The 15415-nt window shown below is 45.9% G+C and carries 13 protein-coding genes; all 13 read left to right on the top strand.

From position 1 onward, the window contains the following. The first annotated feature begins 19 nt into the window (after positions 1–19). The 13 genes from MHH48_RS24320 to MHH48_RS24260 all read left to right on the top strand — a co-directional run bounded on the left by MHH48_RS24320 (position 20) and on the right by MHH48_RS24260 (position 15314). The gene (locus MHH48_RS24320; protein WP_076325193.1) at positions 20–487 is read left to right on the top strand and encodes an NUDIX domain-containing protein; all 468 of its coding nucleotides are present in this window, start codon (positions 20–22) and stop codon (positions 485–487) included. A 169-nt stretch (positions 488–656) separates the two neighbouring features. Then, positions 657–1538 carry an alpha/beta hydrolase gene (locus tag MHH48_RS24315; protein ID WP_076325192.1) on the top strand — a complete coding sequence of 294 codons (882 nt, stop codon included), beginning with the start codon at positions 657–659 and terminating at the stop codon, positions 1536–1538. A 27-nt stretch (positions 1539–1565) separates the two neighbouring features. Further along, on the top strand, positions 1566–2111 hold the full coding sequence (locus tag MHH48_RS24310; RefSeq protein ID WP_076325191.1) for a hypothetical protein: 546 nt from the start codon (positions 1566–1568) through the stop codon (positions 2109–2111). 314 nt (positions 2112–2425) lie between these two features. Next, entirely contained in the window at positions 2426–3112 is a 687-nt protein-coding gene (locus tag MHH48_RS24305; RefSeq protein ID WP_076325267.1) for a class I SAM-dependent methyltransferase, read from the top strand. Positions 3113–3608: 496 nt separating this feature from the next. After that, positions 3609–3689: a hypothetical protein gene (locus tag MHH48_RS24300; protein ID WP_340390707.1), complete on the top strand. Its 81-nt coding sequence runs from the start codon at positions 3609–3611 to the stop codon at positions 3687–3689. Positions 3690–3793: 104 nt separating this feature from the next. Beyond that, positions 3794–4513: a response regulator transcription factor gene (locus MHH48_RS24295; protein ID WP_076325188.1), complete on the top strand. Its 720-nt coding sequence runs from the start codon at positions 3794–3796 to the stop codon at positions 4511–4513. A gap of 3 nt (positions 4514–4516) precedes the next feature. Next, positions 4517–5917 (top strand): HAMP domain-containing sensor histidine kinase, encoded by a 1401-nt coding sequence (locus MHH48_RS24290; protein WP_076325187.1) that lies wholly within the window; start codon positions 4517–4519, stop codon positions 5915–5917. A 251-nt stretch (positions 5918–6168) separates the two neighbouring features. After that, positions 6169–6546 carry a hypothetical protein gene (locus MHH48_RS24285; protein ID WP_256720752.1) on the top strand — a complete coding sequence of 126 codons (378 nt, stop codon included), beginning with the start codon at positions 6169–6171 and terminating at the stop codon, positions 6544–6546. A gap of 182 nt (positions 6547–6728) precedes the next feature. Beyond that, positions 6729–7853 (top strand): FtsW/RodA/SpoVE family cell cycle protein, encoded by a 1125-nt coding sequence (locus MHH48_RS24280; RefSeq protein ID WP_076325185.1) that lies wholly within the window; start codon positions 6729–6731, stop codon positions 7851–7853. 47 nt (positions 7854–7900) lie between these two features. Continuing rightward, positions 7901–8515: an undecaprenyl-diphosphatase gene (locus MHH48_RS24275; RefSeq protein ID WP_076325184.1), complete on the top strand. Its 615-nt coding sequence runs from the start codon at positions 7901–7903 to the stop codon at positions 8513–8515. A gap of 28 nt (positions 8516–8543) precedes the next feature. Next, positions 8544–9554: an LCP family protein gene (locus MHH48_RS24270; protein ID WP_076325183.1), complete on the top strand. Its 1011-nt coding sequence runs from the start codon at positions 8544–8546 to the stop codon at positions 9552–9554. Positions 9555–10623: 1069 nt separating this feature from the next. Beyond that, positions 10624–12684 carry an alpha-galactosidase gene (locus MHH48_RS24265; protein ID WP_076325181.1) on the top strand — a complete coding sequence of 687 codons (2061 nt, stop codon included), beginning with the start codon at positions 10624–10626 and terminating at the stop codon, positions 12682–12684. Between the two features lie 20 nt (positions 12685–12704). Further along, positions 12705–15314, top strand: a complete 2610-nt coding sequence (locus MHH48_RS24260) for a carbohydrate-binding protein (protein ID WP_076325180.1) — start codon at positions 12705–12707, stop codon at positions 15312–15314. Positions 15315–15415: the final 101 nt, after the last annotated feature.

Here is a 15415-nt window from a genome sequence, read left to right as displayed (position 1 = left end):
CCAAAGGAGCCATCAAATCATGGGAATGTCAGATTACTATAAGGATCTAAGAGAAAAGATCGGAAACCAGTTAATATTTATGCCGTCCGTCGCCGGCATTATCCGCAATGATCAGGATTTTATTTTATTTGGAAGAAAGCATCATGAAGATTTATGGGGACTTGTGGCCGGTGCCATCGAGCTGGGAGAATCCCCAGCAGAGGCGATGACCCGCGAAGCGAAGGAAGAGACTGGGCTTGATATCGTACCTGAACGAATCATTGGGGTATATGGTGGAAAAGAACGCCGATATACGTACAGCAACGGACATCAAGTGGAGTACCTTACGATTGTGTTCGAATGCCGCATCATTTCGGGTGAGGTGGATCGTGAGAATGACGAGTTCGCGGAACTCAAGTTCTTTCCAGAGGATCAGCTGCCCCCGACGGCATTAAAATATCCGGAGCATATTTTCACCAAAGCCAATGGAGAGCGGGCTCATTTCTGATAGAAAGCAGGTCCCCTATGATGTTAAAAGCGATAATCTTCGATCTTGATGAGACATTAACGGACAGAAGGGCAGCGATTAACTCGTTCATCGAGCGATTGATTGCCCGATATTTTCCGGACTCCGCTGAAGATACTCAGCTCATGATATGTCATTGGAGGTGCAGGGATTGAAGCGTTTTAAGAGCGTTAATGGACAAAAGCTTGTCTATGAATCCTATGACCGCCTGATGGAGGGATGGACGGTACCGTATGAGCAGCATGAAATATCTACCTCGTACGGGATAACTCACGTAATAACGGCAGGTTCATCGGACCTCCCCCCGCTGCTGTTACTGCATGGAACGGGCGACAACGTCGCCATGATGTGGATTTATAACGTGGCGGAGTTATCCCGCAATTTCTATATCATCGCCGTGGATAATATCGGAGGTTCGGGGAAGAGCGAGCCAAACGACAAGTATGCTCATGATTTCAATCAGGCAAAATGGTTGGACGAAATCCTTGAGGCTATGAATGTAGATGCTGTCTATATCGCCGGTGTATCCTATGGAGCTTATCTGGCCTACCATTACGCCATCGTCAGACCGAATAGAGTAAGAAAGATTGTATGCTTGGCTGGCGGCATTGCCGGAAGTCAGCTTGAAGTGATGAGCAAAATGATGAGGGCTTTTCTGCCGGAAGCACTGTTCCCTTCAGAACGGAGTGTGCGTACACTGCTTCGCAAGCTGTGCGGTACCCATGCGGATGCATTCGAGAACAACCCGGAGCTTATGCAGCACTGGTGCTACTTGCTGAAGTACTTTAACAATCGCTCCATGATGAAGCATACCATTACGATCCATTCGTCTGCCGACATTCAGGCTGTTCGCAGCAAATCCTTGTTTGTTATCAGTGAGCAGGATTTGCTTAGTTATTATCCGAAGGCGGTTGCCAGACTGGAGACAAATGGGATGCGTTACCGCATCGTTCCGGGCGCGGGCCATGCGATCAATCATGAGATGCCGGAGCTCGTTCATGAAGAGATTATAGGCTTTTGCAGGGAAGCGTGAGGGAAGCGTGAGGGAAGTGTAATGACAATGAAGATTAAACATCTCACCGGTCTGTTCATCAATGCTCTGGTCTGTCTAATATTGGTTCTACTGGGGAATGCCATGACCCCGAAGCCTGGCACTAGTTCTGGAAACGGAAATCCAGTCATCCTGCTGTTAATCCCTCTGAGTATTCTTTTCCTGGTGCTTGTTCTTCAATGGATTCGTATGTTCAAGGATCTTAAGATGTCCCTCAGCAAGTTAAGCATGCTGATCTTAGCCCTGGCTGGCTATATTATAGCGGGTTATGTATTTCAGCTTCATCGACTCGAAGTCTATAGAGTAGTCCTAGCCGAGGCGTTCGAATTGAGGTGGGGGACAGCGGACTGGAAACATATTGAATCCATTACGACCGGCGGCCTCCTTTCGATACATTTGAACAATCAATTTTTCAACTGGAATACGTACTTCATGATGATCGCCTTCTCGCTGCTGCTGTGCTTCATGTTCAAACTGATACAGAGGCTCATGGACAGAAGACAAGGAACCTCGCGAAGAAATAATTCTGCAAGAAGGCTGGATAGGAGGAAATGACATGCCGTACTTTGACAGAACAAGAAAATGCTCCATCGTATTCCTGAGTTTGAGCGCACTTTTTTTCATTATGACCATAATTACGTTCTTTAACAGCCAATTCTCTGAAATTCTGGCTTACAACTTTACGAATGACTTAAGAGGCAGCATACTTACGGTTTTTTTTTGATGATTGCCATCATACTGCTAGTTGCCGGCATAGCGATGAGGGCGATATGTAAGGATGCAAAAGAAGACTTTCATCGGATCGACAAGCTGATAAGCGAGTTGGAAAAGCAAGATTAATCGTTCCGATTCAGGAGGGGGTATACGTGGTGTATATTGATGAAATTTACGGCCAACAGGCTAAAGCCTATGAGGCCATGGTTAGCAAACAGCCCGACTTATCCAAGATTATTCGTGAATTAAAGCCTTATGAGGGACTGGATGTGCTGGATTTGGGAGCCGGATCAGGGCGGATATCCATGCTGCTTGCTCCAGACGTAAGATCCTTGATCTGTACCGATATATCCGAGCCGATGTTACATATATTGGACGAGAAATTATCTGAAGCTTATGATTTCCGCAATTGGACTACTGTCGTTGCAGATCACCGCAGCCTGCCGGTTGATTCCTCGAGTGTTGATCTGATTGTATCGGGTTGGAGCATTAGTTATTTGGCCAATTCAGGCGAAGAGGATGGCCGTGAGAATCTGAGGCTTGTCATGGTGGAGCTGAGGCGTGTCTTGAGGCCGGGCGGGACGATGATCATTCTGGAAACGATGGGAACCGGAACGGAGACGCCGAATCCCCCTCATTTCCTAACCGATTATTATGCTGGATTAGAGCAGGAGTACGGATTTAGCCATCGGTGGATTCGGACGGATTATGTTTTTGAGTCGGTCGAAGAGGCACAGCGGAGAACGGGGTTCTTTTTCGGTCAAGCGTTAACTGACAAGATCATAGCGAATCAATGGTCCACGGTGCCGGAGTGCGCGGGGATCTGGTGGAAGCATTTTTAGATAGCAGTGTATTAACAATAAAGCTTGTGAAAAATACTACAGTTAAAGGCGGTGGTGCAGTATACTCTATCTTGTGGTTTATGTTGTTTTGTTTATCCTTAACATTCCGTTATACAAGTGGATCTTCAGACGGATTTTTGATAATGTGGACGATCTGAAGCAGTCCGTGAAATACGCATTTACACCGGATATCATCTCTTTGTTTCGAAGACGCTTCTGGAAGGATCAATGGGGTGAGTTGAAGTTATCTGTTTTCTTAGGCAGCTGTTTTTTTATATTCGCGATCGAGTGTGCAATCATGACCAAGATTTTGGATGTGATTTTTCAATAGGGTTATCTAAGGGTGTGTACTTTCATCTGAAGGTAGTCCTTTTTTCTGCGACGGATTGTCAAGCTAAGTACCACAACTCTTCATAAAGGCTTCGTGAGCAGATTTCCACCCCAAGCATTTACGGGGGCGGTTTTTGATTGATTTACCAAGGAAAGGTCACTGTATTTGCTGCAACACGCACATAATCCAGTTGACAGGATTCCTTGGTCAGTAGAAGCTTTTGACAAGTTAATCAATTTAGAGTAATATCCACATGTAATAATTACACAGGTAAGAATAAGGATCTGAGTACAAGGCTGTCTCTTTACAGGGGGGGCTTTTTTTGCGTTTTACGTGTTAGGAATCGAGTTATGGGGGTGGAAGCTATAAATACCGCTAATCGTAATCAAGTACTTATTGTTGAAGATGATGCACATATTAGACGTTTTGTATCGATAAATTTAATAAACAACGGATTTGTGGTGAGTGAGGCTGCATTTGGAGGAGAAGCGATACAACTCTTTACTACGAATCGACCCGGTGTTGTTGTTCTGGACATAATGCTGCCAGATGCTGATGGATTTGAAATCTGCCGACAGTTAAGAGAGATAGAGCCTGCGGTCATCATCGTCTTTTTAACTGCCCGCGGACAAGATCTGGACAAGATCAAAGGATTAGAAATCGGAGCTGATGATTATATTGTCAAACCGTTTAATCCGTTAGAGCTTGTAGCACGAATTAATGCGATATTGCGCCGAACAGAAACTGCTCTAAAACCGCAAAGATCCGTGATTCAATCCGGTCCAATTCGGATGGATCTGAATTCGAATAAAGTGTTCAAACATGACTTCTTTATTGAATTAACGCCGAAGGAATTTCAACTAGTTAGAACCTTTCTAGAACATCCCGATACAGCACTATCCCGGAATGAATTATTAAATCTCGTATGGGGAGAGGATTATGTTGGAGATCCTAAAACAGTAGATGTTCACGTGCGAAAGTTACGGGAAAAGATTGAAGATGATGGCTCCAAGCCACATTGGATTGAAACGGTATGGGGAGTAGGATATCGCTTCAGGAAGGACGGTTAAGAAGTGGGTATTCAGAAAAGATTAGTAGGAAGTTATTTTGTGGTCATCTGTATCACTGTTCTCATTCTTGAGATTTTTCTCATGGTTTACGTGAGATATTATTATCTTCATAATGTTGAGCGGATTCTGATGAATCAAGCGGAGCTGTCTGCTTCTTTTTTTCAGCAATATTTTGCCGATGAAGATCTGGAGAAACAATCGTATCGATTATTAAAGGGGTTTGCACATAACTCGGATGCGCAAGTACAGATTATTAATTCCTCAGGCCGACTTTTGCAGGACTCTACCGGACTTCCAGGCGGCAATGACATGACTACGTATTTAGATGTACGAACTGCACTCCAAGGACAACCCGGCACATGGAGAGGCAAGGACCCTTCCACCCAAGAAGCGATATTAGCGGTATCTTTTCCCTTACGAGCCAATGATATCATCGTGGGAGAAGTCAGATTTGTCACTTCCTTGACTGAAACACTACAGACAGTTAATCGTATTTCAATCGTACTGATCTGTGTAGGTCTGTTTGTTCTTGCGATTGTTACCGTTCTTGGACTATTGTTGTCTCGGACCATCACGAGATCAATTAAGGATCTTAAACAGGCGGCAGATCAGATGACAGAAGGAGACTTCAGCATAAGAGTACATAAACGCTATCAGGATGAGCTGGGTTCTTTGGCTGATACGTTAAATATGATGGCAGGTAGAATTTTGAAGAGCGAACAGCTTAAAAATGATTTTATTTCATCCGTGTCCCATGAACTGCGAACGCCATTAACGTCAATTAAAGGCTGGGCCATCACGCTGAAATCGAATGGGAATCACAACGAGCAAATCCTTAAAGAAGGATTTGCTATTATTGAATCAGAAAGCGACAGGTTATCTCGTATGGTGGAAGAACTGTTAGATTTCTCTAAACTGGATAATGGAAGAATTGTCTTACACTCAGCACCTGTTCATCTATCAGAATTATTGCATCATGTGGGTAGACAACTTGCCCCAAGAGCTGCTCGGCAAGGAGTCTCACTCGAAATACAAGCAGAGGAGAATCTCCCTAACATTAATGCAGACGAGAATCGTTTGAAGCAAGTACTCATTAATTTAATTGATAATTCACTCAAATTTACAGATGCCAATGGTCGAATTTTTATACACGCTCATACAGCTCTAGAACAAGTTGTTATTACCGTTGAGGACACTGGGTCAGGAATCGCAGAGGAGAATCTAGAGAATGTGCTGCAAAAATTCTACAAAGTAGATCCACAAGCACCTGGCAGTGGTCTGGGTCTATCCATATCAAATGAGATCATTAAGTTACATCATGGAGAATTACGCATAATTAGTGAGGTAGGTAAGGGTACGAAAGTCCAGATCTACTTGCCGATAGAAGAAAATTATAAAATTTAACTTTTTCATAACCACTTCGTTCCCTTTCAAAGATAGAATAGTCAATAACCTTGACAATCGAGGAGCTGGTAATCAGAATGCTCAACAAACTCATTAGAATAGGTTTCATATCAACTACGTTATTGTTGCTCGGAGGATGTGGGATTCCCGCAACACCAGTAGATATGATTAAGCCTCCATTATCAGAAGCAAGTATTCAGCGAGATAAAATCAACCATGAACTTATCAAATTACTACCTGACGAGGTTCAATTGTTAGTTCCTACGCAGGGAAAAGACGGTAATGATATCTCGTTCGGAGATATGGACGGGGACGGTATCGATGAAGCCGTCGTTGTATATGAAGAGAATAAAGCGACAGGTAAAATGTTGAAAGCGGCGCTATTTAAGCAAGATAATGAGGAGTGGCGAATCGTCTCGGAAGTCAAGGGCTTTGGTTACGGCTTGGAGTATGCTGGATTTCCAGATATCGATCAGGACGGTCGATCCGAGCTCGTGCTTGGCTGGTCGCTAGGGGCTGCAGGAAATGGTCTGGACATTTATGGCTTGAGTGAAGATAAATTGAAGCTGTTATCCAAGGAGGAGTATCACGGTAAGATCGATCTTGAATATCCTTCCCAAGGATTGTAGTTAAAATGGGGGAGGTGTCCTATGATTTGAACGGTAAAATAAGGGGCCGACCTGAATCATAAAACACAGTAGTCCGTGGCATTACGTCATGAAACAAGGCGTATTTGCGCTCATCGGATTATTTGTGATGTTCATTTTTAGGGGGATTCCTACAGAAATTCAACAAAATAGAGGTAGCCATCATGTTTATCACCCACATAATTTCAAAACTGGATAAAACCATGCTGTTCATTATATTGTGTCTTGTTGCCATTGGTACGATTGCTATTTATGGAGCTACAGTGGATACGAATTTAGAAGGCCTTCACATTAGTTATTTATATCTATTCGGTGCATTCTGCATTCCTATGCTGGCTCTCGCATTGTTAGATTATAGAGTTCTGTTTGGTAAGCTATCCTACGTTCTCTATGTAATTGGCATAGGGATGCTGGTTCTTGTAAAGTTTACCGGAGAGAACATTAACGGTGCTGTTCGTTGGCTAAGTATTGGAAGTTTTCAGCTTCAACCTTCTGAATTAGCTAAATTATTTACAGTGCTTCTGATTGCTCATTTATTAGGCAAGCGAGAGGGAGCCCAGCTTCGAATTGTTCAAGATATATTACCGATTTGTATCATTTTTATGATTCCTATCATCTTAATCATGCAGCAGCCGGATTTAGGCACTTCTCTAGTTTTTGTGGGTGCACTGCTTAGTATGCTGTGGATGGGTAACATCCGTTCATTATATATGATTCTGTTCATCAGTATTATGATCATTACGGTAGGCATAATATTATGGCTATACTATGCCAATTTCGAATTGTTATCCAAGATTGTAGAGCCTCATCAAATGTCAAGAATTCAGACCTTTCTTGACCCAGCCAGCGATCCCGATAAATCATGGCATGTTAAAAACGCACAATATGCGATAGCTTTGGGAGGATTGACTGGAAGTGACGTATCTTTTTTACGTAGAGGGTTTGTTCCTTATGCGTATTCCGATTCGATCTATGTGGTCATAGGCGAGGAATATGGTTTTTTGGGTTCTGCGGTGCTGTTACTGTTATATTTCCTTCTCATATATCGTATGGTTCATATCGTCAAAGATAGTAGAGAACTTGCAGGGGCATATCTTGTTACCGGGCTTATAGGAATGTTAGTCTTTCAAATTTTCGTTAATATAGGCATGCATATCGGCTTGGTACCCCTGACGGGTATTTCCTTACCGTTCATAAGTTATGGAGGCAGCTCACTACTTAGTAATATGATTGCAATTGGTTTGGTGTTAAGTGTCAAATTTCATAAAAACGATATCTATATAGAATGAACTGAAGACAACCTTATTATTACAGAAATAGAAAGCAGGTTAAGAAATTGGGCATTTCTCAAACGGATGATCTCGTATTTCAATTCATCAATCAAATGGCAGTAACATTCTCTGCACTAAATCCATTTATGCGTTTTTTATCAGAAAAAGCGGAATACCTCTTTTACATGGGGATTATTGTTTATTGGTTTACTCGCATCCATAAGAACAGGCAAATGGTGATAACAACTCTCTTGTCAGCTTGTGTTGGATTTAGTGTTGGTAGTATACTTTCTCACTTTTTTTATAGGGATAGGCCTTTTGTCCATCATACGGTTAACCAATTAGTTGAACATTCCGCTAACGCTTCATTTCCAAGTAATCATTCGATTGGGGCCTTTGTAATCGCAACAGGTATATGGTTGTTTCGTAAGAAAGATGGCGTAATTTGGCTTATATTGGCAGGTTTAATTTCATTCTCCCGAGTTTGGAATGGTGTTCATTATCCTTCTGATGTCATCACGGGAGCATTTATTGGTGTAATTAGTGCGTTTATGGTTTATCAAATGGTTTATCGATGGTCTGTAGCTCATAAATGTTTGAACGCTGGCATCAATCTTTATGAAAAAATCGAGAAAAATATTTGGAAAAGTTATAAAAAAGCTTCTAAACTCAAAAATTGAATGTTATTAGAATTGAGTGGAGGAAATTATGTCTATCAAACCTAAGAGAAAAGCAATTCGTAAAGTTATGATGAGCATTTACCTTGTTATAAGCGTCCTGATACTTGGAGTTGGAATCTATGCGGGGTATATATATTATAAGGCGGATGCTGCGATTCAACGTGTGGCAGCTCCAAAGCTGGCTGATGATCCGATTGATTATGTAAAGAAGGAATCGATTCAACCTATGACATTTCTTTTGGCGGGTGTAGATAGTCGGGATGGTGGTGGTGGGGTGATGAATACAGATGTTCTTATGCTTGTCAGTTTCAACCCACAAACCCAATCTGCTAGTTTGTTGTCCCTGCCGCGTGATTTGCTGCTAAAACCTAAATCGTTGCCTGCTCATAAATCCAATTATTATTATGCTTATTACTATATAAAGGATAAGTCAGAGGCTATTCCTAATACAAAACGTTTTTTCTCTGATTTGCTAGGTTTTCCGATTGATCATATGGTCGTGTTGAATTTTGATGCCTTACGGCAGACCGTGGACGCACTTGGAGGACTGCAAATCGATGTTGACATGGATATGAAATATAACGATTCCGCAGACGGAACGCATATCGATTTAAAAAAGGGTTTGCAGACTCTTAATGGTCAACAAGTGCTCGACTATGTCAGGTATCGTAAATCAAATCAAGGGACTCGAGAGTCCTCCGATTTCGCACGTAACGATCGACAGCAGCAAGTGATCAAGCAGATTATTGAGAAATTGGGGGATTTTCAAGGGATTTCCCAATGGGGAAACATATTGGACATTATCGGTGAAAATGTGAAGTCTGATATTCCTGAATCTGATCTTCAACAATGGGTCTATAATTTCCCGAAAATCAAACCGAATCAGATTCGTTCATTGCAGTTGGAATCCAGTTGGAAAAGTCCCTATGTTTACGTAAACAAAGAGGATTTGCAACAAGCGTTGATAGATCTAGCTGATGAAGCAGGTATCCGTTCAGAAATTTCGTTTAAATGGGAAACTATTGGGGTACTGGAGTGATCCGTGCATTGAGTCCTATAGTTGGTCAGACCTGATTTAACTTCATCTCAACTTTCGCTATTTAAACAATTAAACCAACCCTTGATGTAACTAGGTAAACTAGAGATCCAATCCTGCAGTTGACATAAAACAGATGTTTGATTCTTTTGGTGCTGCGCTTTAGCAAAAATGAAGTCATGAGTTGCTGGTGCGCAATCTGGTAGACCAGATCGCGAAATCGCCGGTCCGACAGTGGAAATTAGAAGTCGACATGCTTGCTATACTGGCGGCTTTAGCGACTAAGACCCCGCCACCGGCTGATATCAGATGAATTATTGGAGAACCTTTTGACGTCATGAATTTGCGTTTATCTACCATTCAGGATCCAATGGGCGCCGTGATCACTATGCAATCACTAAGGATGCCCATAACGAGATATCGGATATGACAACAGAAGGGCTGCCGTGCTGGCTGGTACTGACATCAACTAATGCAGTAGTACCGGGAGAATTCTATTCGAAGCTGTCGATTGGAAACTTGAAAATCGAAATGAGGATGCAACGATTGTGTTTCAGAATCGTAGCCAATATGAATGCGGCCTGAGTATGGTTGTTTCCGATAATGGAGCAGCTTGGTCTGAATGGAATGTTTATTACACCATTCAAGACTGTGAACGAAGTTTAATCAATGCTCGGAGGCTTGGTGCGCATTCCATCATTGAGACTCAGGATAAGCCTGGGATTGGCCGATTTTCCAGTTTCACGGGTCCTGATGGTATCAAGTGTTTCATCACGGCTCGCGAATAGGTGCTTTATTTCAATATAGCTTATGTATTTACAGAGGTTATCCGGGCGATTCGTTTGTCCTCGGGTAACCTTTTTAATTAGGTGATTTCATAGCGAAATGAGGCCATATTGCATTTTAACAAATGGGTCGCTCCAGATGTGTTATATCCCGATATGGATCGGAAGATCGTTGTATAGTAAGCGCTTTACCCGCGCTTCTATAATGGTACCAAGCTGTAAAAGGCGCTTGATGCTATAACGGCCTGAATGCAGCACAGATGCACGCAGAAGGAGGCAATCCACAGATGTTAGGAAGCAGCGATACGGCGGTGAACGTGGGGGTGAATGCCGAAACTCACATTCGCTTGGCGAATGGTCTGGTGGCCATTGAGGTGGATTTGGAAAAAGGCGGTTACGCCTACGCAGGCAGTAAGGGATTCGCTCTGCAAGAAGTACGAAGCGGCTTTCGCTGGCAGGGCCGGGAATACCATACGGGAAATTACGACCGCCACTATATGATAGGCCAACCGGAAAAGATCCAAGATTCGTTCGGTACAGGAGTCCATGCCGTGATTAAGCATGAATCCGATCTGCTCCCAGGACTGGAACAGCATTTTTACGTCTATGAAGGAGCTTCATCTTTCATCACGCGGGTCGTCATTGTCGGCGAAGAGGAAATGAAGGTGAACCGCATCGCGGTGGTGAAAACCGATAAAGTATCAAGTGGGAGCGAGACGGTTCCGGGAGAAGCGCTGCATGTGCTCCGCGTGCCTTATGACAATGACAAATGGGTGCGCTATCTGACGGAGACGGCCCCGCTGGAGACGGAAAGTTACGAAGTGACGGCCTTGTTCCAGCCGGATAGCCGTTATGGATTGATCCTGGGATCGATCAGTCATGACGTATGGAAAACCGGCATTCGCGTGAAAGGGGAAACCGCAGGCAAGCTGGATGAACTGGAACTGTACGCTGGCGCGGCCGACATCATGACCCGAGATTCCCAGCCGCATGGCTACGTAAGTGGAACACGCGTCGAATCTCCGCTGGTTATGGTAGGGGATTACGACGATTACCGGACAGGACTTGAAGCGTATGGGGAAGCGAATACGAAGATAGCGCCTGCACTGAGCTGGGACGGCGGCGTCCCGATCGGCTGGAACAGCTGGTCGGCCGCCATGAGCACGCTGGATTACGACCTCTATGTGGCGACGAGCGATTTTCTGAAGCGGGAGGTTCAGCCGCAGGGCTTTCATAACGAGGATACCCTGTACATTAATTTCGATGCATTCTGGGATCGTCTTACGCCTGCCGAGATGGAGGATGCCTTGAAAAGGGTCCGCGAGAACGGGCACAAACCCGGTACATACTGGACGCCGTTTGCGTTCTGGGGAAGTCCGGCTGGGTTTGGCAGCCCCGTGGAGGGCACCGATGGGAAGTATACCTATGGGGATATCCTGCTTCGCGACCAGGATGGCGAGATTTTGCCGGATATTGCCGGAGGACTTGCGATTGATCCTACGCATCCCGGGAACCTGGCGCGAATCGATTGGTTCATGGATAAATTCATCTCCGAAGGATTTGAGTATATCAAGCTGGACTTCATGGCTCACGGGGCTTTGGAAGGCAAGCATTACGACCCGGATATTACGACGGGGATCGCTGCATACAATTACGGCCTGTCGTATCTGACGGATAAACTCTCCCCGGAGCGGATCGGCAGACCGTTCTTCATCAACCTGTCGATTGCCCCGCTGTTCCCTTATTCCTATGCGCACAGCCGCAGAATTTCCTGCGATGTGTTCGGAACGATCCAGGATACGGAATATTTGCTGAACTCGCTGACGCACGGGTGGTGGATGAACGATACGCTGTACCGTTTTAACGATCCGGACCATGCCGTGATCTATAAAAGCTTCAACCAGGATTCGACGACCCGCCATGAAGGTCGAAGCCGTCTGACCGCGTCCGTGATCTCGGGAACGGTGCTGCTGCTGGGCGATGACTTCCGGCATGAGGAAGCGGCATGGCGCGCCAAGACCTGGCTGGGAAATGAGGCAATCACTGAGATTGCCCGATTGGGTAGAACCTTTGTGCCCGTAGAGGGGAATCACGGGAAACAGGCTGCGGATACGTTTGTACTGACACATCCAAGCGAACCGGGAACAACGTATATTGCCGTATTTAACTTTGACGGGGCCGAGTCCGTGCAGAAGACGGTTTCCTTGGAACGCTGCCGCCTCGAGGCGAACGCTTCCTACTCGGTCCTGGATGTGTGGGAAGGAACGGCGGGTCAATCGGAGGGTACACTTACGGTCGAGCTGGCGCCAGCCGAATCGAAAATCCTGAAATTAAGCCGAAATCAATGAATAGAAGGAGGAGAGGTTCAGTGAGTATTCATCCGTTCAAATTCTTCCAAAAGCCATTCATGCTATTCTTATCGATTCTGTTAGCGGGGTCTGTGCTAGGCAGCTCCTTGGCTTCGGCAGAACCGCAGCCGCCGAGTCAAACGGCCGGAGGCATCCTTTCCTACGAGGCCGAGGCATCTGAGAACGCGTTTACCGGCCATGCAGGAGCGGTCGATTGCGGCTTCTGTTCAGGCGGGCAAAAAGCCGGCAATCTGTACGGCGGCTCCACCCTGACGTTCAACGGGATTCAAGCCGATAAGGCCGGCATATACAATATGAACATGTTCTACATCTCCGGGGATTCCCGCGCGGCTTCGATCTCCGTGAACGGAGCGGAGAAGGAGAATTTCAGTTTTCCGAAAACAGCGGATTGGAACACGATCGACACCTACCAGATTCAAATTTACTTGAAGCAGGGCAGCAACACGATTCTGTTCGATGACGCAGGCGGCTACTCGCCCGATTTTGACAAGATTGAGCTGACCTTTGATTCAGCCGGCGATGACGGATCAGGCCCTGATGGAAGCATTGGCGATTTGGGCAAGCAAGAGAAAGCCACCAGCTATGGCTCCATCACCTTAACCGAGTATGCCAACGGCTTCAAGGTATCCAATCCGACGTATGAGCTGCTGTACAACACCTCGACCGGATTGTCGCAATACAATTGGAATGGCAAAGCGGTCGCCAAGGGATTATACAGCGAGATCCAGCTCGACCGGATGGTTGCAAGTAAGGACTATAAACATCATAAATTCTATAAAAATCAAGTGGTCCCATTCCAGGATGCAACCGGCAAGGGCATCAAGGTGACGGTTGTGAATGAGGATGGGGGAAAGCCATCGCTCAGCCAAATTTATTACGTCTATGAAGACGGGCCATATTTGCTTACGGAAACAGTCGCTTCCCATCATTCCGCAATATCTACGGGGAACATAGCCCCCATCGCGATGGAAGCGAGAGGCGGCATCGACATCGGCAGCTATGACGATAACCGGGTCCTCGTCGTTCCCTTCGACAATGATGCTTGGTCCAGATACCAAGCGAAGTCGATGAATACCGGCCTCAACAACGGTCTGTATATCAGCTCGGAACTTACGGCCATCTATGACAATACGAGCCGGAACGGCCTCGTTATCGGATCGGTGACGCATGACACGTGGAAAACCGGCATCTATTGGAGCGGCTCGAATGACAAATTGAACAAACTGCGCGTATATGGCGGATTTACGTCATCCACCTCCACGTGGGACACGATCTCGCATGGAAAAGTAACGGGCAAGCAGATTGCTTCGCCGAAAATCATGGTCGGCTTTTTCGAGGATTATCGGACCGGGCTGGAGGAGTTTGGCCAGGTGAATGCAGCGATCCAGCCTCCGTTAGCCTTTGGCGAAGACATTCCAGAAGGCGTTCCGGTCGGCTGGAACAGCTGGGGAGCTTATGCCAGCGATTTAAGCTTTGACAAGGCAGTTTCGGTCTCGAATTATTTTAAAGACCATATTCAGAACCATTCCTTCAACAATGAAGGCAATATCTACATCAATCTCGATTCCTATTGGGATAACATGACGGATCAGCAGCTGACGGATCTGGTTCAGCTCATTCATAGCAATGGACAGAAGGCCGGCATCTATTATTCGCCGTTCGTGTACTGGGGCAACAATATGGAGCAGGAAGTCGAAGGGACGAACGGCAAGTATAAATACGGCGATATCGTGCTGCGTGATTTGGACGGAAACGTGCTGCCGACGCTGGACGGCGCTTACGCCGTAGATCCGACACATCCAGGCGTGAAACAGCGGATCGATTATTACATGAATAAGTTCAAGAGCAAGGGCTTTGAATATATCAAAATCGATTTTCTGAGCCACGGAGCAATGGAAGGCAAGCACGATGACGCCAACGTTCAAACCGGCGTCCAGGCCTACAATCAAGGGATGGCTTACCTGAATGAAGTGCTGGACGGCTCCATGTTCATCAGCGCTTCCATCGCGCCGCCGTTCCCTAGCCAATATGCGCACAGCCGCCGCATCTCGTGCGATATCGACGGAAGTATCGGCAGCACGGAATACCAGCTGAACAATCTCACGTACGGCTGGTGGCAGAACGGAACGATCTATCATTATACCGATCCGGACTATATGCACTTAACCAAAGGCGGATCGATCGAAGGCGCGCAGTCGCGCGTCAATGCGGCCGCAATCTCCGGCACGGTCTTCCTGAATTCGGATGACGTAACGGATGCGACGGCAAGGCAGTACATGGAAACGCTGCTGACGAATCCGGAAGTAAACGGGCTTGCGATGAAGGGCAAGGCGTTCCGGCCGGTAGAAGGCAACACGGGCACGCAGGCAGCAAACGTATTCGTGCTGGACGATCAGGGAACCCACTATGTAGCCGTGTTTAACTATACGCAAGATGCGGCGCAGCACACCGTGGATCTCGTTCGGGCCGGTATCGCTTCGGAAGGGGCAGCGCCCTATACGGTGACGGATGTATGGAGCGGTCAATCTCAGACGGCGTCTGGCTCTTCGCTGGATGTGACGCTAAAAGCGGCCGAATCCAAGCTTTATAAAATCGTCCCTAATCCATAAGAAGAAGTCATCAATTCATCATGTACATCTGCAAGTTCATCGCGGTTCTCGGCTCCATCCGGGAATCGCGATTTCTTGCCTTTGTTGTAAGGGTAACGCTT

This window comes from Paenibacillus sp. FSL F4-0100 (genome assembly GCF_037993005.1).
Classification (GTDB): domain Bacteria; phylum Bacillota; class Bacilli; order Paenibacillales; family Paenibacillaceae; genus Paenibacillus_AQ.
The sequence above is the reverse complement of the archived record's forward strand: the minus strand, read 5'-3'. Positions and strand labels throughout refer to the sequence as shown.